This is a genomic window from Pseudomonas sp. PB103, from assembly GCF_009764635.1.
In the GTDB taxonomy this organism is placed as follows: Bacteria; Pseudomonadota; Gammaproteobacteria; order Pseudomonadales; family Pseudomonadaceae; genus Aquipseudomonas.
The window spans coordinates 1-17519 of the sequence record NZ_RWIL01000011.1 but is presented as its reverse complement, the minus strand read 5'-3'; the positions used below and the strand labels follow the sequence as shown (position 1 = coordinate 17519).

At 60.0% G+C, this 17519-nt stretch carries 15 protein-coding genes; 4 read left to right on the top strand and 11 right to left on the bottom strand.

The window, feature by feature from the left end:
• Positions 1–377 precede the first annotated feature (377 nt).
• A complete protein-coding gene (locus EJA70_RS02145) occupies positions 378–1637 on the top strand; it encodes an OprD family porin (RefSeq protein WP_158829300.1) in 1260 nt (419 codons plus the stop codon).
• Positions 1638–1923: 286 nt separating this feature from the next.
• Positions 1924–2730 (top strand): methyltransferase domain-containing protein, encoded by an 807-nt coding sequence (locus EJA70_RS02140; RefSeq protein WP_158829298.1) that lies wholly within the window; start codon positions 1924–1926, stop codon positions 2728–2730.
• A gap of 131 nt (positions 2731–2861) precedes the next feature.
• Here EJA70_RS02140 and pcaC read toward each other — a convergent pair whose 3' ends face one another.
• The 11 genes from pcaC to pcaR all read right to left on the bottom strand — a co-directional run bounded on the left by pcaC (position 2862) and on the right by pcaR (position 13948).
• Positions 2862–3254, bottom strand: a complete 393-nt coding sequence (gene pcaC, locus EJA70_RS02135; RefSeq protein WP_008080096.1) for a 4-carboxymuconolactone decarboxylase — start codon at positions 3252–3254, stop codon at positions 2862–2864.
• 13 nt (positions 3255–3267) lie between these two features.
• Entirely contained in the window at positions 3268–4056 is a 789-nt protein-coding gene (gene pcaD / locus EJA70_RS02130; RefSeq protein ID WP_158829296.1) for a 3-oxoadipate enol-lactonase, read from the bottom strand.
• A 12-nt stretch (positions 4057–4068) separates the two neighbouring features.
• Positions 4069–5433 (bottom strand): 3-carboxy-cis,cis-muconate cycloisomerase, encoded by a 1365-nt coding sequence (locus tag EJA70_RS02125; protein ID WP_158829294.1) that lies wholly within the window; start codon positions 5431–5433, stop codon positions 4069–4071.
• Between the two features lie 45 nt (positions 5434–5478).
• The gene (locus EJA70_RS02120) at positions 5479–6774 is read right to left on the bottom strand and encodes an MFS family transporter (RefSeq protein WP_008080093.1); all 1296 of its coding nucleotides are present in this window, start codon (positions 6772–6774) and stop codon (positions 5479–5481) included.
• Between the two features lie 281 nt (positions 6775–7055).
• Positions 7056–7622: a protocatechuate 3,4-dioxygenase subunit alpha gene (gene pcaG / locus EJA70_RS02115; protein ID WP_158829292.1), complete on the bottom strand. Its 567-nt coding sequence runs from the start codon at positions 7620–7622 to the stop codon at positions 7056–7058.
• A gap of 1 nt (position 7623) precedes the next feature.
• The gene (pcaH, locus tag EJA70_RS02110) at positions 7624–8328 is read right to left on the bottom strand and encodes a protocatechuate 3,4-dioxygenase subunit beta (protein WP_008080089.1); all 705 of its coding nucleotides are present in this window, start codon (positions 8326–8328) and stop codon (positions 7624–7626) included.
• A 36-nt stretch (positions 8329–8364) separates the two neighbouring features.
• A complete protein-coding gene (gene pcaF, locus EJA70_RS02105) occupies positions 8365–9570 on the bottom strand; it encodes a 3-oxoadipyl-CoA thiolase (protein WP_178116826.1) in 1206 nt (401 codons plus the stop codon).
• Entirely contained in the window at positions 9567–10346 is a 780-nt protein-coding gene (locus EJA70_RS02100) for a CoA-transferase subunit beta (protein WP_008080085.1), read from the bottom strand. The genes pcaF and EJA70_RS02100 overlap by 4 nt, the downstream gene beginning before the upstream one ends.
• Positions 10346–11203 carry a CoA transferase subunit A gene (locus EJA70_RS02095; RefSeq protein ID WP_158829288.1) on the bottom strand — a complete coding sequence of 286 codons (858 nt, stop codon included), beginning with the start codon at positions 11201–11203 and terminating at the stop codon, positions 10346–10348. The genes EJA70_RS02100 and EJA70_RS02095 overlap by 1 nt, the downstream gene beginning before the upstream one ends.
• 262 nt (positions 11204–11465) lie before the next feature.
• On the bottom strand, positions 11466–12812 hold the full coding sequence (locus tag EJA70_RS02090) for an MFS transporter (protein WP_158829286.1): 1347 nt from the start codon (positions 12810–12812) through the stop codon (positions 11466–11468).
• A 293-nt stretch (positions 12813–13105) separates the two neighbouring features.
• Positions 13106–13948 (bottom strand): pca regulon transcriptional regulator PcaR, encoded by an 843-nt coding sequence (gene pcaR, locus EJA70_RS02085; RefSeq protein ID WP_008080069.1) that lies wholly within the window; start codon positions 13946–13948, stop codon positions 13106–13108.
• A 649-nt stretch (positions 13949–14597) separates the two neighbouring features.
• Between pcaR and EJA70_RS02080 the strand changes: the two genes are divergently transcribed.
• Positions 14598–14798, top strand: coding sequence for a hypothetical protein (locus EJA70_RS02080; RefSeq protein ID WP_008080067.1), 201 nt, complete (start codon positions 14598–14600; stop codon positions 14796–14798).
• 375 nt (positions 14799–15173) lie between these two features.
• A complete protein-coding gene (locus EJA70_RS02075; RefSeq protein WP_158829284.1) occupies positions 15174–16649 on the top strand; it encodes an inorganic phosphate transporter in 1476 nt (491 codons plus the stop codon).
• Positions 16650–17519: the final 870 nt, after the last annotated feature.

Below are 17519 nucleotides of genomic sequence, written 5' to 3'. Positions count from 1 at the left end.
TGGTGTCTGGACTGGCCCCATCGCTGGCAAGCCAGCTCCCACAATGTTCTGTGGTGTACCCAACATTGTGAACGACACAAAAACCTGTGGGAGCTGGCTTGCCAGCGATGACGTCCTCACATTCACCCCGAAACTCCGACCAAATCTTGCGTTCGATAATCGCCCAAAACCCGCTTCTCCCGATTGAATCCCCACCACCGCGCCCCGCACCATTCGATCCACAAAACCAATAACAACAGGTTCGACACATGCTCCCACGCCCTGCTCCTTCCGGCTGATCGCCGCCGCTCCGCCCCCTGAATTCATCGCATTTCTGCGCCATCAAAATTGGCCGCAGCGCATTCCGTTTGCCTCAAAAAAACAAGAGAGACCCAGCTATGACCACCTCCCCTGCGCCCTACGTATTTCCCGGCCTGATCGCCCTGGCCCTGGCGGGTGCCGCCCTCCCCGTCGCAGCTGAAGAAGCGGGATTTATCGAAGGGGCCAAGGTCAACCTCAACCTGCGCAACTTCTACATCAACCGCAACTTCACCAACCCGACCAAGGCCCAGGGCAAGGCTGAAGAGTGGACGCAGAACTTCATCCTCGACGCCAAATCCGGCTTCACTCAAGGCACCGTCGGGTTCGGCATGGACGTGCTCGGTTTGTACTCGGTAAAACTCGATGGCGGCAAAGGCACGGGCGGCACCCAGCTGTTGCCGCTGGACCATGACGGGCGCCCGGCTGACAACTTCGGCCGCACCAATGTCGCTTTCAAGGCCAAGCTTTCGCAGACCGAAGTAAAGGTCGGCGAGTGGATGCCAGTGCTGCCGATCCTGCGTTCGGACGACGGTCGCTCGCTGCCGCAAACCTTCCGTGGCGGCCAGATAACTTCGAAGGAAATCGACGGGCTGACCCTCTACGGCGGCCAGTTCCGCGCCAACAGTCCACGCGACGACAGCAGCATGAGCGACATGTCGATGACCGGCAAATCGGCGTTCACCTCGGATCGTTTCAACTTTCAGGGCGGTGAGTATGTGTTCAACGACAAGCGCACCCAGATCGGCTTATGGAACGCTGAACTCAAGGACATCTACAGCCAGCAATACGTCAACCTGACCCACAGCCAACCATTGGGCGACTGGACACTCGGCGCCAACCTCGGTTTTTTCTACGGCAAGGACGACGGCAGTGCGCGCGCCGGCGATCTCGACAACAAGACCTGGTCGGGGATGTTCTCGGCCCGATACGGCGGCAACACCTTCTACGTCGGCCTGCAAAAACTCACCGGCGACAGCGCGTGGATGCGCGTCAACGGCACCAGCGGCGGCACGCTGGCCAACGACAGCTACAACGCCAGTTATGACAATGCCCAGGAACGTTCCTGGCAGCTGCGCCACGACTACAACTTCGCCGCACTGGGCGTGCCCGGCCTGACCCTGATGAACCGCTACATCAGCGGCGACAACGTGCACACCGGCACCATCACCGACGGCAAGGAGTGGGGCCGCGAATCGGAACTGGGCTACACCGTGCAGAGCGGCACGCTCAAGGACCTCAACGTCAGATGGCGCAACTCGACCATGCGCCGGGATTTCAGCAATAACGAATTCGACGAAAACCGCCTGATCGTCAGCTACCCGATCAGCCTCCTCTAAACACCGTTAGACCTGATCCCCGCGATCCCTGTAGGAGCTGCCGAAGGCTGCGATCTTTTGATCTTGAAAACAACGTCAAAAGATCGCAGCCTTCGGCAGCTCCTACAGGGGGCTATGCCATTGGTCTGGATTAATGGCACTTTGCCGGGCGTCGAGTAGAGTGAAAAAACCTGAAGGACTCAGGTGTACGCCCCTTCCCGCTTCCGTTATCTGTTGATGTTGGTCCCCTAAAGACTTGAGCCAGGCTGTCATCGGAAGACACTGTTGATCACCAGAGGACGACCTCATGATCACCCGACTCAAAGCAGTCCCTGACTGGAACGCCAAGGCGTACCAGCAGTTTTCCAAGCTCAGGCAACGTCCGGTCAATGAATTGCTTGATCGCGTAGACCTGCAAAATCCCAAACGCATAATTGACCTCGGTTGCGGCACTGGCATCGCCACGCGGTTGTTGGCCGAACGCTGGCCGCGCGCGCAGTTGCTGGGTATCGACAGCTCAGCGCAGATGCTCGACGAGGCGCGCGGCCTGCCGATCAACGCTTCATGGCAACAGTGCGACTTGCTCGACTGGCAACCCGAACAACCGGCGGATCTGCTGTTCGCCGCCGCTGTGCTGCATTTCATCCATGGCCATGAAACGCTGCTGCCGAACCTGCTTGGTCAACTCAACGCGGGTGGTTGCCTGGCGGCGCATATGCCCGACTGGCGCGATGCGTTGTGGTATCGGCTGATGCTCGAAACACTCGACGACGGCGGCGTCGGCGGCACGCCATTGGGCACGCCTGAACTGCGCCAGCGCATGGCGGCGCGGCCATTGTTGGCGCTGGAGAACTACTACCGATTGCTCGCGCCAATGACCTCGTCGCTGGATATCTGGGAGACCGAGCAGTTGCAGGTGGTTGACGGTAAATCGCCGGTGTATGACTGGGTGAAAGTGTCGGCGCTGCGGCCGGTGATGCAAGCGCTGAGTTCAGCAGAACAGGCGCGGTTTATTTATCACTTTCTGATGCGGGTGCACGCGCAGTATCCGCAGGAGGCGGACGGGCATACGTTGTTTGCATTCAAGCGGATATTTATTGTCGCCACGGTTTGATTCGTCGCGGCCACTACCGCTATCGCTGGCAAGCCAGCTCCCACAGGGATTTTCAGCGAACACAAATTTTGTGCACATCTGAAAAACCCGTGGGAGCTGGCTTGCCAGCGATGGCGCCAGTGCAGGCAACGTCACTCGCGGGATTCAACCCCAAGCTCATCCCACACCGCTTCGGCCAGATGAAACGTCGCATTTGCCGCCGGAATCCCGCAATAGATCGCGCTCTGCATGATCACTTCCTTGATCTCGCCACGACTAACGCCATTATTGGCAGCAGCGCGCAAATGCAGTTTCAGCTCGCCTTCGCGGTTCATGCCGATCAGCATGGCGATGGTAATCAAACTGCGTGTGTGCCGAGGCAAGCCCGGACGCGTCCAGATATCGCCCCAGGCATGCCGGGTGATCATCTCCTGGAACTCCGAGTTGAACTCGGTCAGCGTGGTCAGGCTGCGATCGACATGCGCATCGCCCAACACCGCGCGGCGCACTTGCATGCCGTCGTCGTAACGTTGTTTCTCGTCCACGAAAATCCCCTTGTCAGGCGTTTAGAAACGCCAATACGCGATCACTGAAATCAGCACCGGCCTGCACGTTCGACAGGTGCGCCGCATAGAACTCGGCGTACTCGGCACCGCGTACGTGCTCCTGAATGAAGTGCCCACCGGACGGCGGCGTCACCGCATCTTCGGTGCCGGCAATCACCAGCAACGGCACGTTGATCGAAGCCAGTTGCTCGCGGAAATCGGCATCACGCACCGCCGCGCAATTGGCCGCGTAACCTTCAGGCGAAGTCGCCGCGAGCATGTCGGTAATCTGCTTGGCTGCGGCCGGATGTGCAGCGGAAAAATCCGGGGTAAACCAGCGAGCAATCGATGCATCGCGCAGAGCAACCATCGCCGCCGCGCCATCACGCAGCACGGTTTCGATGCGCGGATTCCACACCGACGGATCGCCGATTTTTGCCGCTGTGTTACAGACGATCAGCTTGTGCAGACGGTGACTGGCGTTGATCCCCAGCCACTGGCCGATCAGGCCGCCCATCGACAATCCGCAGAAATGCGCACGCTCGATATGCAATGCATCCAGCAGACCAAGAACATCGTGACCCAATTGCTCAATGCTGTACGGTCCCGGCGTCACCAGTGATTTGCCGTGCCCACGGGTGTCGAAACGCAGCACACGAAAGTGCTCGGTGAACGCCGGCATCTGCGCGTCCCACATGTGCAAATCAGTGCCCAGCGAGTTGGACAGCACCAGCACCGGTGCATCGACCGGGCCTTCTATTTGATAGTGCAGTTCGCCATCGGCGAGTTGAACGAAAGCCACAGCCCTCTCCTTTCAGTCAGACAATGCGTTGTGTTCAGCCACCGCACGCTCGACCCAGACTTGCGCCTGGCCGAGGTAATGGGCGGGGTTCAAAAGATGATCGAGTTCAGCGCTGCTCAATTCGGCGGTGACTTGCGGTTCGTCACCGAGTACGCCGCGCAAATGGCGCTGTTCGGCCACCGCGCGTTTGCAGCATTGTTCGAGCAGGTGATGCGCGGTGTCGCGGCCAACACGCTGAGCGAGGACGATGCTCACCGCTTCGGCCAGCACCAGCCCTTGGGTCAATTCGAGATTGCGCGACATGCGTTCGGCGTCGACTTCCAGCCCTTGCGCCAACAACCGAGCCTGTTGCAGCGAGCCGGACACCAGGCAGCAAATCTCCGGCAAGGTTTCCCACTCGGCATGCCACAGACCGAGGCTACGCTCGTGTTCCTGCGGCATCGCGCTGAACAGCGTCGAGACCAGGCCCGGCACCCGCGTCGCCGCACCGATCAACACCGCAGCGCCCACCGGATTGCGCTTGTGCGGCATGGTCGACGAACCGCCCTTGCCCGGCGCTGAAGGCTCGAACACCTCGGCGGCTTCGGTCTGCATCAACAGGCTGATGTCGCGGCCGAATTTGCCGAGGCTGCCGGCGATCAAACCGAGCACCGCGCCGAACTCCACCACGCGATCACGCTGGGTGTGCCACGGCTGTTCGGGCAAGGTCAGTTGCAGTTCTTCAGCCAGCGCTTCGGCAATCGGCATCGCCTGTTCGCCCAAGGCTGCGAGCGTCCCCGAGGCGCCGCCAAATTGCAGCACCAGCAGACGCGGTTTGAGTTCACGCAGACGCTGACGACTGCGAGTGACAGCGCCCAGCCATCCGGCGATTTTCATGCCGAGGGTGACCGGCGTCGCGTGTTGCAGCCACGTGCGTCCGGCCAGCGGCGTCGCAGCATGACGTTGCGCCTGGCTGGCGAGCGAATCGGCCAATTGCGCCAGATCACTTTCAATCAATTCCAGCGCCTGACGCAATTGCAGCACCAACCCGGAATCCATCACGTCCTGACTGGTCGCGCCCAAATGCACATAGCGCTCAGCCTCGGCATCGGTCGCGGCAATCTGTTTGCCCAACGCCTTGACCAGCGGAATCGCCGAATTACCCGCCGTGGCAATCGCCTCGCCCAGTGCCGCGAAGTCATACAGACCGGCGCTGCACGCCGCCGCAATCGGTGCCACCGCAGAGGCAGGAATCAAGCCGACCCGCGCCTCTGCCCGAGCCAGCGCTGCTTCGAAGTCGAGCATCGCCTGCACACGGCCCTGATCGCAGAACACCTCACGCATGTTGCGGGCAGTGAAATAGGCATCGAACAATTGATTGCCCGGTCGCTGAGTCATAAAGGTCCTTGCCGGCGCGGGCCATCACGGCCCGCGCGCATCGGGTTAGAGGTCGTGGTGCAAGTACGCCGCCTGTTTCGGCAAGCGCAAACTGAACAGGAACGCGATCGCCATCATCACCGTCACGTACCAGTAGAAAGAATTTTCCATGCCGATGTTCTTCAGGCTAAGCGCAACGAATTCCGCCGAACCACCGAAGATCGCGTTGGCCACCGCATAGGCCAGACCGACGCCGAGGGCGCGGACTTCCGGCGGGAACATTTCGGCTTTCACCAGGCCGCTGATCGAGGTGTAGAAACTGACGATTGCCAGCGCCACGGTGATCAACACAAACGCAAGGAACGGGCTGCTGACGCTTTTCAGGCTCAACAGAATCGGCACGGTGAACAGCGTACCGAGCGCGCCGAACCAGAGCATCGAGTTACGTCGGCCGATCTTGTCGGCGAGCATGCCGAACAGCGGCTGCATGCACATATACAGGAACAGCGCGCCGGTCATGATGTAGCTGGCGGTCTTGGCGTGCATGCCGGCGGTGTTGACCAGGTATTTCTGCATGTACGTGGTGAAGGTGTAGAAAATCAGCGAGCCACCGGCGGTGTATCCGAGCACGGTGATGAACGCGGCTTTGTGATCGCGGAACAGCGCGCTGATGCTGCCAGCGTCTTTGTGCGCGCGGGTTTCTTCGTTGGTGGTTTCTTTCAAGCTGCGACGCAGGAACAGCGAAATCAACGCCGCCACCGCACCGACCACAAACGGAATCCGCCAGCCGTAGGCGCGCAGGTCTTCTTCGGTGAGGAACTGCTGCAGGATCACCACCAGCGACACCGCCAGCAGTTGCCCGCCGATCAGGGTCACGTACTGGAACGAGGCGAAAAATCCGCGCTGGCCCTTGAGGGCAACTTCGCTCATGTAGGTGGCGGTGGTGCCGTACTCGCCGCCGACCGACAGGCCTTGCAGCAGACGTGCGAACAGCAACAGGATCGGCGCCCAGACGCCAATGGTGTTGTAGGTTGGCAGACAGGCGATCAGCAACGAGCCAAAACACATCATCAGAATCGAGATGAGCATCGACTTCTTGCGCCCGTGCTTGTCAGCAACCCGGCCGAAAATCCAGCCACCGATCGGGCGCATCAGGAAGCCGGCAGCGAACACGCCGGCGGTGTTGACCAGTTGCACCGTCGGGTTGTCGGAGGGGAAAAACGCCGGGGCAAAATAGATCGCGCAAAAGGCGTAGACGTAGAAGTCGAACCATTCGACAAGGTTGCCGGACGAGGCGCCGACAATGGCAAAGATGCGCTTGCTGCGCTCTTCGCCGGTGTAATGGGAGGTGGTGGTTGTCATTATTTTTCACTCGATAGGGACAGTGAGAGTCTAGACATACTTTGCAACAGTCCCGTTCCACATTGGATCATCACCCAGCTCTTGACCAGCCTTTGTGGCGAGGGGATTTATCCCCGATCGAGTGCGCAGCACTCGCAAACCCTACAACCTCGGTAATTCTGGTGCACCGAGATTTCAGGTTTTGGGGCTGCTTCGCAACCCGTCGGGGATAAATCCCCTCACCACAGAAAGATCAACAGCTGCTCTATGTAGGAGCTGCCGCAGGCTGCGATCTTTTGATCTTAATAATCGAAGAACACCGTCTCGGCATCAGTGCCCTGCAGGATCACATTCCACTGGTAAACACCCGATTCATCCTTCTTCGCCAGCAAGGTCGCGCGGCGTTCAGCCGGCACACATTCGAGCAACGGATCATCAACGTTGGCCGGCTCGCCTTCAAAGTAGATCCGCGTCAGCAAATGCTTGACCAAGCCACGGGCAAACACCAACACCACCAGATGCGGCGCCTGGGTTGAACCCTTCAGCCCCTCAACCGTGCCCGGCTTGATCGTGGTAAAGCGAAACCGCCCTTCAGCATCCACCGGCACCCGGCCAAAGCCTTCAAAGTTCGGGTCGAGCGGTTTGGCCTGCTCGTCTTCCGGGTGGTCGTACTTACCGGCAGCATTCGCCTGCCAGACTTCGAGCATGGCGTCGTTGACGACATCGCCATTGCCATCCACCACTTGCCCAGTGATCGCCACGCGCTCACCAAGGGTTTGCTCGACGGTGAGGTCTTCGCGGTTCAGCCAGGTCAGGCCGATGTGGTAATACGGCCCGACGGTGTGGGACGTGGTCGCAGTCAGCGTCATCTTATTTCTCCATCGGCGTGGCTTCACGCCCGCGCAGCACGATGTCCCAGCGATAACCGAGGGCGTAGGACGGAATGGTTTTTTCCAGATCGAAACTGGCGATCAGGCGTTCCTTGGCCGAAGTGTCCGGCACGCAGTTGTAGATTGGGTCGTAGGCCAGCAGCGGGTCACCCGGGAAATACATTTGCGTGACCAGGCGCGTAAGAATGCTCGGCCCGAACAGCGAAAAGTGGATATGCGCCGGGCGCCAGGCGTTGTGGTGGTTGCCCCACGGATAGGCGCCAGGCTTGATGGTCTGGAACTGGTACCAGCCATCGGCGTCGGTCACGGTGCGGCCGGTGCCGGTGAAGTTCGGGTCGAGCGGCGCGTCGTGCAGATCGCGCTTGTGGTTGTAGCGGCCGGCGGCGTTGGCCTGCCAGATCTCCACCAGAATCCCCGGCACCGGCAGACCGTTTTCGTCCAGTACGCGGCCGTGAATGATGATGCGTTCGCCCTGTGGCTCGCCCTCATGCTGGGCGGTCAGGTCGTTATCGGTGTCGCCTACACGTTCGGCGCCGATGGTCGGGCCGGTGATTTCCGACAGCGAGTGCGGCAGAAACACCAACGGTTTCGACGGCGAGCGCAGGTTGGTGGATTGATAGGTCGGGTGCAGGTACTCAGGCTGAGTGCCTTCCTGCGGACGACGGTAACCAGGCTTGTCAGACATGTCGCTTTCCTCTGTTCTTTTTCGTCACGGCTTGCGTCAGACGCGTTCGATGGCCAGGGCCAGACCTTGGCCGACGCCGACGCACATGGTCGCCAGACCTTTCTTGCCACCGGTCTTTTCCAACTGATGCAGCGCGGTCAATACCAATCGCGCACCGCTCATGCCCAACGGGTGGCCGAGGGCAATCGCCCCACCGTTCGGGTTGACCTGCGCGGCGTCGTCCGCCAGGCCCAGTTCACGCAGCACTGCCAAGCCTTGGCTGGCAAACGCTTCGTTGAGTTCGATCACGTCGAAATCGCTGACCGCTACGCCGAGGCGTTCGATCAATTTACGCACCGCTGGCACCGGGCCGATGCCCATCACGCGCGGCGCTACACCGGCACTGGCCATGCCGAGCACTTTGGCGCGGGCGGTCAGGCCATGTTTTTTTATCGCTTCGGCGGACGCCAGAATCAGCGCAGCGGCACCGTCGTTGACGCCGGAGGCATTGCCGGCGGTGACGGTTTTGTCCGGGCCGTTGACCGGTTTCAGTTTAGTCAGCGCTTCTATTGTCGTGTCAGCACGCGGATGCTCGTCCTGGCTAACCACGGTTTCGCCCTTCTTGTGGGCGATCCGCACTTCGACGATTTCTTCAGCGAAGTAGCCGGCGGCCTGCGCGGCGGCAGTACGTTGCTGACTGCGCAGGGCAAAAGCGTCCTGATCGGCGCGCGAGACTTTATAGTCGTCGGCGACGTTATCAGCGGTCTGCGGCATCGCGTCGACGCCGTATTGCGCCTTCATCAAAGGGTTGATGAAACGCCAGCCGATGGTGGTGTCTTCCAGCTTCATGTTGCGCGAAAACGCCGCGTCAGCCTTGCCCATCACGAACGGTGCGCGAGACATCGACTCGACGCCGCCGGCAATCGCCAGCTCCATCTCACCGCTGGCAATCGCACGAAATGCCGTGCCAATCGCGTCCATGCCCGAAGCACAAAGACGATTGAGGGTCACGCCCGGCACGCTTTCCGGCAGGCCCGCCAGCAGCAGCGCCATGCGCGCGACATTGCGGTTGTCTTCGCCGGCCTGATTGGCGCAGCCGAGGAATACTTCGTCGATGGCGTTCCAGTCCACCGAGGGATTGCGCTCCATCAGGGCTTTGATTGGCACGGCGGCCAGATCATCGGCGCGCACGGCGGACAAACCGCCGCCGAAGCGGCCAATGGGTGTGCGAATCGCGTCGCAGATATAAACGTCACGCATCATGCTTCTCCTGGTGCCTGACCGTGGGCGGCGGCCGTGCGCGCTTCAAGATCGCGCAGTGCGGTCAGTTCTACTTCTGTTGGTTCTGCGGTGCTCTCGACGGTGTCGGCAAAACGAATTGCCCAACCGGTGGCCGCGACCACTTGCTCGCGGGTCACGCCCGGGTGCAGTGCGGTGACCACGAATTCGTGGGTGCCCTCCTCCGGCTCCATGATGCACAGGTCGGTGATGATGCCGACCGGCCCGGCGCCTGGCAGGCCCAGACGTTTGCGCGAGTCGCCGCCCTCGCCGTGACCGACCGAAGTGATGAAATCGAGCTTGTCGACAAACGAACGTGCCGACTGTTTAAGGATGATCAACACGCTTTTCGCCGAACCGGCAATCTCCGGCGCGCCACCGGCACCCGGCAGGCGCACTTTCGGCGAGAAATAATCGCCAACCACGGTGGTGTTGATGTTGCCGAAACGGTCGACCTGCGCAGCACCGAGAAAACCGACGTCGATGCGTCCGCCCTGCAACCAATAGCGAAAAATCTCACCGGTTGGGACGACGGTGTCAGCGGTTTCCGCTAGCTCGCCGTCACCAATGGACAGCGGCAGCACGCTCGGCTTGGCACCAATCGGGCCCGATTCGTAGATCAGCACCACGTCTGGCGACGAGGTCAGGCGCGCCAGATTGGCGGCTTTCGACGGTAGGCCGATGCCGACGAAGCACACCGAGCCGTTTTTCAGGCGACGGGCTGCGGCGACGGTCATCATTTCATTGGTGGTGTACGTCATTACTTGGCCTCCGAAGCAGCGGCCAACTTGGCCTGGAACGCGCTGAAGTCAGCGCAGCCATGGATGTATTCGTTGATCCACGCGGTAAACGTCTCACGGTCGCGGGCGATCGGATCCCACGCTTGATAGAAACGATTGTCGCGCTCGTTGTAACCGTGGGCGTAGGACGGATGTGCGCCACCGGGCACATGGCAGACCGCGCTCAGGGCCCAGGTCGGCAATACGCAGGAGTTCATGGGTGCGTTGAGGTTGTCGACGATTTCTTCGACGGTAACGATGCAGCGCTTGGCGGCCAGAGCGGCTTCTTTCTGCACGCCGAGAATGCCCCACAGCAGCACGTTGCCTTGGCGGTCGGCTTTCTGTGCGTGGATCACCGTCACGTCCGGGCGCACCGACGGCACCGCCGCCAACACTTCACCGGTGAACGGGCAGGTCACGGTTTTGATCAGCGGGTTGACCTTCGGCAGGTCGGAGCCGGCGTAGGCCCGCAGCACCGCGAACGGTAGGCCGGAAGCGCCGGCAACGTAGGCATTGGCCAGGTCGGCGTGGCTGTGTTCTTCGATTTCCAGCGGCTGCGGCCATTGTTTCTCGACCGCATCGCGCAGACGGTGCAGCGAACCCACGCCAGGGTTGCCACCCCAGGAGAAAATCAGTTTGCGTGCACAACCGGCGCCGATCAATTGGTCGTAGATCAGGTCAGGCGTCATCCGCACCAGCGTCAGATCTTTCTTGCCCTGACGAATGATTTCATGGCCCGCGGCCGTGGGGATCAAGTGAGTGAAGCCTTCGAGTGCGACGGTGTCGCCGTCGTTGACGAATAGCTTCACCGCTTCGTGCAGCGAAAGGATCTCAGCCATGGAGCGGGCTCCTGTTTTTGTAATAAATCGCCAGTGATAAAAAGGCGCGAGGTTCAGCGCCGGAGTCACTGCAGATTAAGCCTGGGAAAATCGCCAAACAATCCGATAATCGACTGAGTGTTCGTTTATCGAACAGATTGTTGCTTCCCTATCATTTCGTGTTGTCTGCAAAAGATCGCAGCCTTCGGCAGCTCCTACATGGGAATGTAAAACCCTGTAGGAGCTGCCGAAGGCTGCGATCTTTTCGCTTCACACCGCGATATCAGGTCGCATCCGCATGGCTGACCATGCCCTTGATCAACACCGCCGCCGTGGCCAACGCCGCCGGAATCACCAACGCCGTCAGCACCTGCTCGAAATTCCAGCCCAAGCCCAACAACGTCGCGCCCATCCACGCCCCGAGAATCGCGCCGAAGCGGCCAATCCCGAGCATCCACGACACGCCGGTCGCCCGCCCCTGCGTCGGATAAAACCGCGCGGCCAGCGACGGCATCGCCGATTGCGCACCGTTCACGCACATACCGGCTACCAACACCAAGGTCGCCAGCAACGTAATGTTGCCCAGGCTTTGCCCCACCGCGTAGGCAAACACCCCCGCCAGCAGGTAGAAAACGCCAATAACCTTGTGCGGATTGAAGCGATCCATCGCCCATCCCACGGCGACCGCGCTCAACACCCCGCCGAACTGGAACAACGCGCCGATAAACGCGGCTTGCTCCATGCTCGCGCCGCTGTCGCGCATCAGCGTCGGCAGCCAGCTTGTCAGCAGGTAAACAATCACCAGGCCCATGAAGTAGGTCAGCCACAGCAGCAAGGTGCCGGTGCTGTAAGTGCCGGAGAAAATCACTGCGAAGACGTTACGTGCCTTGACGGTTTTCTGTTCCGGCACGCTGAAGCTGGCGGCCTGGGCGACGGTGGCCGGGTCGATTGGCGCCAGGGTTTTACGGACCTTGTCGGTGCCACGGTTACGGACTACAAGGTAGCGCGCCGATTCCGGCAGCCAGAACAGCAGCACCACGGCGAGGATCAACGGCAGGATCCCGCCGATCATCAGCAGACTGTGCCAGCCGAACGCCGGGATCAGCTTGGCGGAAATGAACCCACCACCGGCCATGCCGAGGTTGAAACCGCAGAACATGCTGGTCACCAGCAGCGATTTCTTGCGCTCCGGGGTGTATTCCGAGAGCAGCGTGGTGGCATTGGGCATGCCCGCGCCCAGGCCGAGGCCGGTGAGGAAACGCAGTACTAGCAATTGCTCGACGTTGGTGCTGTACGCCGACGCCAGACTGAAAGCACCGAACAGCACCACGGCGCCAACGAGTACGACTTTTCGCCCGAAGCGGTCAGCCAAAGGGCCGGAGCCGAGTGCGCCGAAGACCATGCCGATCAACGCGGCGCTCATCACCGGGCCGAGGCTGGCGCGGTCGATGCCCCAGTCCTGCGACAACGCTGGGGCGATGAAGCCCATCGCGGCGGTGTCGAGGCCATCGAGGAAGACAATCAGGAAACACAGGATCACCACTCGCCACTGATAGCGCGAGATCGGTTGGGCATTGATGAAGGTCTGCACGTCGAGGCATTGACCTACAGCGGACTGAGGCTGGTTCATTATTTTTATTCCACGCAAAAAACGCAGTCGAACGGCGGCCGGCCAAAACACGGCACGGGCACAAGAATAGAAGGTCTGGATCAGGCGTTGCGGTGAACCCGGCAACAGCGGGTGGAGCGGAGACAGTCGGAGAGCGTGCGCATGGTCAGTTGCCTCTTGTCATTATTATCGGAGTCGCAGTCCGGCGGGCTCATTCACATCGGCGCCGGATGACGCTGCCGCGACATTAATGATCCGGGGGTTTTAGCGTCAATTCGATAAACGCAACACTGTGCGTTTATCGAACAGCTTCATCAGGCAAACAACTGCGCGCTGAGGTCGCGGCTGGCGCTGAGCAGGCCCGGCAGGAAGCGCTGTTCCAACTCGGTGCGGCTGACGCGACCGGCGTGGGTGCTGACGTTGAGCGCCGCCACCACTTGGCCCGAGGCGTCGTAGACCGGCACGGCAATCGAACGCAGGCCTTGTTCCAGTTCCTGATCGACGATGCACCAACCCTGCTGCCGCACTTCCTGCAGGCATTCGAGCAACGCCTCGGGGGTGTGGATCGTGCGGCTGGTCTTGGCCACTAGTTCAGCGTGGTCGAGGTATTCGCCGAGCGAGGTGTCGTCGAGTGCCGCCAGCAGGATCCGCCCCATCGACGTGCAATAGGCCGGCAGACGCCCGCCCACCGACAGGTCAACCGAAATCAGCCGTTGCGTGGTCGCCGAACGCGCGATGTAGAGGATGTCGTCGCCCTCAAGCGTGGCCATGTTGCAGGCTTCGTGCAGTTGCTCGCTCATGCGGTCGAGGTACGGCTGGGCCGAGACCGCCAGCGGCGTCGAAGACAAGTAGGCATGGCCAAGGGTCAGCACTTTGGGCAGCAACGAGTAGGTGCGTCCGTCGGTGGTGGCGTAGCCGAGTTTGATCAAGGTGTGTAGGCAACGGCGCACGGCCGCGCGGGGAATTTCCGTGCGATGGCTGATTTGCGCGATGGTCAGGTGACGTTTGCGCTCCTGAAACGCCTGCACCACCGCCAGGCCACGGGCCAGCGACGTCATGAAATCCGGATCACCGGTCAGCGCCTGGATCCGCTTGGCCGGCGAGGCGACGATCGGCGGAGCCACTGAAGTGAAGGAATTGCGCATTTGATCGTTCATTTATTGTCCTTTTATCCGGCACAGATCAACGGGCTATACAAACGGCTCGCGGGCAGATGCACAAGCGTCGAGCCATCAACATTGGGCGATTATCGAACCGAAGGCCGATAATCGCAATCGACCCGCTTGGCTTTCCCCGCCATTTGAGACGCTTGTTCAACTTTTACCGGTCAATTGAAACGCGGTTTAGTTGATCGACTAAATGGCGCCAAAAACAGATCGCGGCCAAGTAAACGTTTGCCTGTATTTGAACTACCCCTAAAAGTTGCGCGTCACAAAACAATCACACATCCGGAACCGTTTTTAACTTGGCAAAGATAGTCAATCCTGAATCGACCGCTATAATGCGTTCAGTGGGGCCGCGTTTTTAATCGCCGTGGCCGCCACTTGCTGACGCGATGTCCATCGCCGACAGCCCCGGCCAGCGCCTGACGCTCATCACCCATGTAACGCCAGCGCTTGCTGAAACAGGACACTGAAGCTGCGTCAGTTTTAATCTGGTGCCGTAGCCGCCTGTAACACGGAAGTCTTGATCGCCCGCCGATTTCAGTAATGCCTGCACAGGCGTTGCGATGTCGAGGGGGCTGCTCAATCGATTCGTTGCAGTGCGTTTCACCAGACATTTAACTCAACTCATACAGGTAGCACTGTGACGAAAGACGAACTGCGCGCGGAACTTGAGCGCCAGGAACAACGTTACAAGGAAGTTTACGGCGGGGAAGTCACCACCTACGCCGCTCAACCAGAACCGGAACGCAAGGCATGGCGTAAGCGCCCTACCGTTCAGGATCAGGTCTTCAAGCAGGAAATTGAAAAGATCGAAAAGGAACTCAAAGCCGAAGAGCCTTGAGCCACGGTTTTTCGCATCTTTAAAAGGTCAGCGTACGCACCGGCTACAAGCGCGGTGGAACGACGATGCCTTGCGCGCCCGCTACCCGCGGGCAGCGGCCATGTCCCTGTCTGACAGGCTGAAACCGAGCGCCCTACAGGTTTCACAGATATTTCAGACAAGCGTTTGAGCCTTCGATACGCCTGCAAAAACACCCCACTCAGAAGTCTTTAATCAATAAAATCAATGACTTGAAAAACCCTGCGCCACGCTTGGTTTTCATCTGCTGCAACAAATTAAATTGAAGAAGAGTGTTACCGATGAGCAGGTAGGGGATCGATTTCGAGACTTTTCTGGCATAATCGCGCCCCCTTACGACCGGGTCAGAAAACCTTCATGATCGATTTATTCAGCGGACTGGATGCTTGGGTGCTTGTGAGCCTCTTGCTCGCCCTGACTTTTGTCCTCGCCTTCGAGTTCATCAATGGATTTCATGACACCGCTAACGCGGTAGCCACTGTTATCTACACCAAAGCCATGCCGCCTCATCTGGCAGTGTTCTTTTCCGGTGTGTTCAATTTCCTCGGCGTGCTGCTGGGTGGCGTTGGCGTGGCGTATGCCATCGTCCATTTGCTGCCGGTGGAACTGCTGATCAATGTGAACACCGGCCATGGTCTGGCGATGGTGTTCTCGTTGCTCGCCGCGGCAATCACCTGGAATCTCGGCACCTGGTACTTCGGTATCCCGGCGTCCAGCTCGCACACGCTGATCGGCTCGATCCTCGGTGTCGGCCTGGCCAATGCCCTGATCAACGATATCCCGTTGGCTGACGGCGTGAACTGGCAGAAAGCGATCGATATCGGCGCCTCGCTGGTGTTCTCGCCAATGGCCGGCTTCCTGATCGCGGCACTGGTGCTGATCGGCCTGAAATGGTGGCGCCCTCTGTCGAAAATGCACAAGACGCCGGAACAGCGCCGCAAGCTTGACGACAAGAAGCACCCACCGTTCTGGAACCGTCTGGTCCTGGTGATCTCGGCCATGGCCGTGAGCTTCGTGCACGGTTCCAACGATGGCCAGAAAGGCATCGGCCTGATCATGCTGGTGTTGATCGGTATCGTTCCGGCGCAGTTCGTTCTCGACCTGAACAGCACCACTTACCAGATCGAACGCACTCGCGATGCCACCCTGCACCTGAGCCAGTTCTACCAGCGCAACGCCGATTCCCTGGGTGAATTCCTGGCCCTGGGCAAAAGCGTGGAAGGCGACCTGCCGGAGAAATTCCGCTGCAACCCGCAGCAGACCGAACCGACCATTTCCGCCCTGCTGCATACGCTCAAAGGTGTCGCGGACTACCACTCGCTGTCCTCGGACAGCCGTGTAGAAGTTCGTCGCTACCTGCTCTGCCTGGACGATACCGCGAAGAAAGTCAGCAAGTTGCCGGTTCTGGATGCCCGTGAAAAGGCTGACCTCGACAAGCTGCGCAAAGACCTGACCACCACCACCGAATACGCGCCGTTCTGGGTGATTCTGGCGGTTGCACTGGCTCTGGGCCTGGGCACCATGGTGGGCTGGAAACGTGTGGTGCTGACCATTGGCGAGAAGATCGGCAAGCAAGGCATGACCTATTCTCAGGGCATGTCGGCGCAGATCACGACGGCCAGTTTGATTGGTCTGGCCAACATCTTCAGTCTGCCGGTGTCGACCACTCACGTTCTGTCTTCGGGCGTGGCGGGCACCATGGTCGCTAACAAGAGCGGCCTGCAGGGTGGCACGGTTCGTACGATTCTCCTGGCATGGGTGTTGACCCTGCCAGCGACGGTTGGGCTGTCGGCCGGGTTGTTCTGGCTGGCTTCGAAGGCGTTGGGTAGTTGATAGATAGCTGAAATGAGAAAGGCGCGATTCGAGAGGATCGCGTTTTTTTTTGTTTTGGGGGTTTGGGGGCATATCCGTTGCTGCGGGTGCTGCCGCTGGCGGTTTCGCTCTTACAGCGACTCACTTTTCCAGACGCCGAAAAGTAAGCAAAAGGCTTTGCCCCTAGCGTACGGCACTTCGCTGAGGCTCAGTGTTCCCTCGCTACGGTGTCCATCCGGGGGCATCGCCTACGGTTTGCTGCGCTGCACCTCCTCTCGATGTGTGCGGCTTCGCCGCACGGCGCTGCGCGCCTAACCCCCGGATGAACACCTACGCTCGGCCTGCCGAAGGGGCAAAAAATCCAAAGCCACATCCAAAGCCACATCCAAAGCCACATCCAAAGCCACATCCAAAGCCACATCCAAAGCCACATCCAAAGCCACATCCAAAGCCACATCCAAAGCAGATCAAAAGATCGCAGCCTTCGGCAGCTCCTACATAGGATTTTTTTACTTCAAGAGGTTGGTCGGCTGCCAGGCCGCCATCGCTGGCAAGCCAGCTCCCACAGGAATTGAGTTCAAACTCAACTACTCGTATCGCTTCGGCTTCTACCACTCAACAGGATGAGCGTTAGCTCGGCTGCGGCTTTTGATCTGTAAGGCGACGTCGGAAGGCTGAGTGGAGGGATTGATCCGGGGGTGGGAGCCCAGCGACCGTTTGGCGCAGCCAAACACAGCGAGAGGAGGTGCAGCGAAGCAAACCGGAGGCGCTGCGCCCGGATCGATCCCGGAGCGAAGGGACCCCGAGCCCCAGCGAGCGGGCCGCACGTAGGAGCAAGCCTTTTGGGTTACCTTTTCGGCGTTTGGAAAAGGTGACCCGCCGTAAGGGCGG

Coding starts and splice junctions, on each gene's coding strand:
- EJA70_RS02145 (WP_158829300.1), top strand. CDS start 378: ATGACCACCTCCCCTGCGCCCTACGTATTTCCCGGCCTGATCGCCCTG.
- EJA70_RS02140 (WP_158829298.1), top strand. CDS start 1,924: ATGATCACCCGACTCAAAGCAGTCCCTGACTGGAACGCCAAGGCGTAC.
- EJA70_RS02125 (WP_158829294.1), bottom strand. CDS start 5,433: ATGACTCAGCGACCGGGCAATCAATTGTTCGATGCCTATTTCACTGCC.
- EJA70_RS02120 (WP_008080093.1), bottom strand. CDS start 6,774: ATGACAACCACCACCTCCCATTACACCGGCGAAGAGCGCAGCAAGCGC.
- pcaG (WP_158829292.1), bottom strand. CDS start 7,622: ATGACGCTGACTGCGACCACGTCCCACACCGTCGGGCCGTATTACCAC.
- pcaH (WP_008080089.1), bottom strand. CDS start 8,328: ATGTCTGACAAGCCTGGTTACCGTCGTCCGCAGGAAGGCACTCAGCCT.
- pcaF (WP_178116826.1), bottom strand. CDS start 9,570: ATGATGCGTGACGTTTATATCTGCGACGCGATTCGCACACCCATTGGC.
- EJA70_RS02100 (WP_008080085.1), bottom strand. CDS start 10,346: ATGACGTACACCACCAATGAAATGATGACCGTCGCCGCAGCCCGTCGC.
- EJA70_RS02095 (WP_158829288.1), bottom strand. CDS start 11,203: ATGGCTGAGATCCTTTCGCTGCACGAAGCGGTGAAGCTATTCGTCAAC.
- EJA70_RS02090 (WP_158829286.1), bottom strand. CDS start 12,812: ATGAACCAGCCTCAGTCCGCTGTAGGTCAATGCCTCGACGTGCAGACC.
- pcaR (WP_008080069.1), bottom strand. CDS start 13,948: ATGAACGATCAAATGCGCAATTCCTTCACTTCAGTGGCTCCGCCGATC.
- EJA70_RS02075 (WP_158829284.1), top strand. CDS start 15,174: ATGATCGATTTATTCAGCGGACTGGATGCTTGGGTGCTTGTGAGCCTC.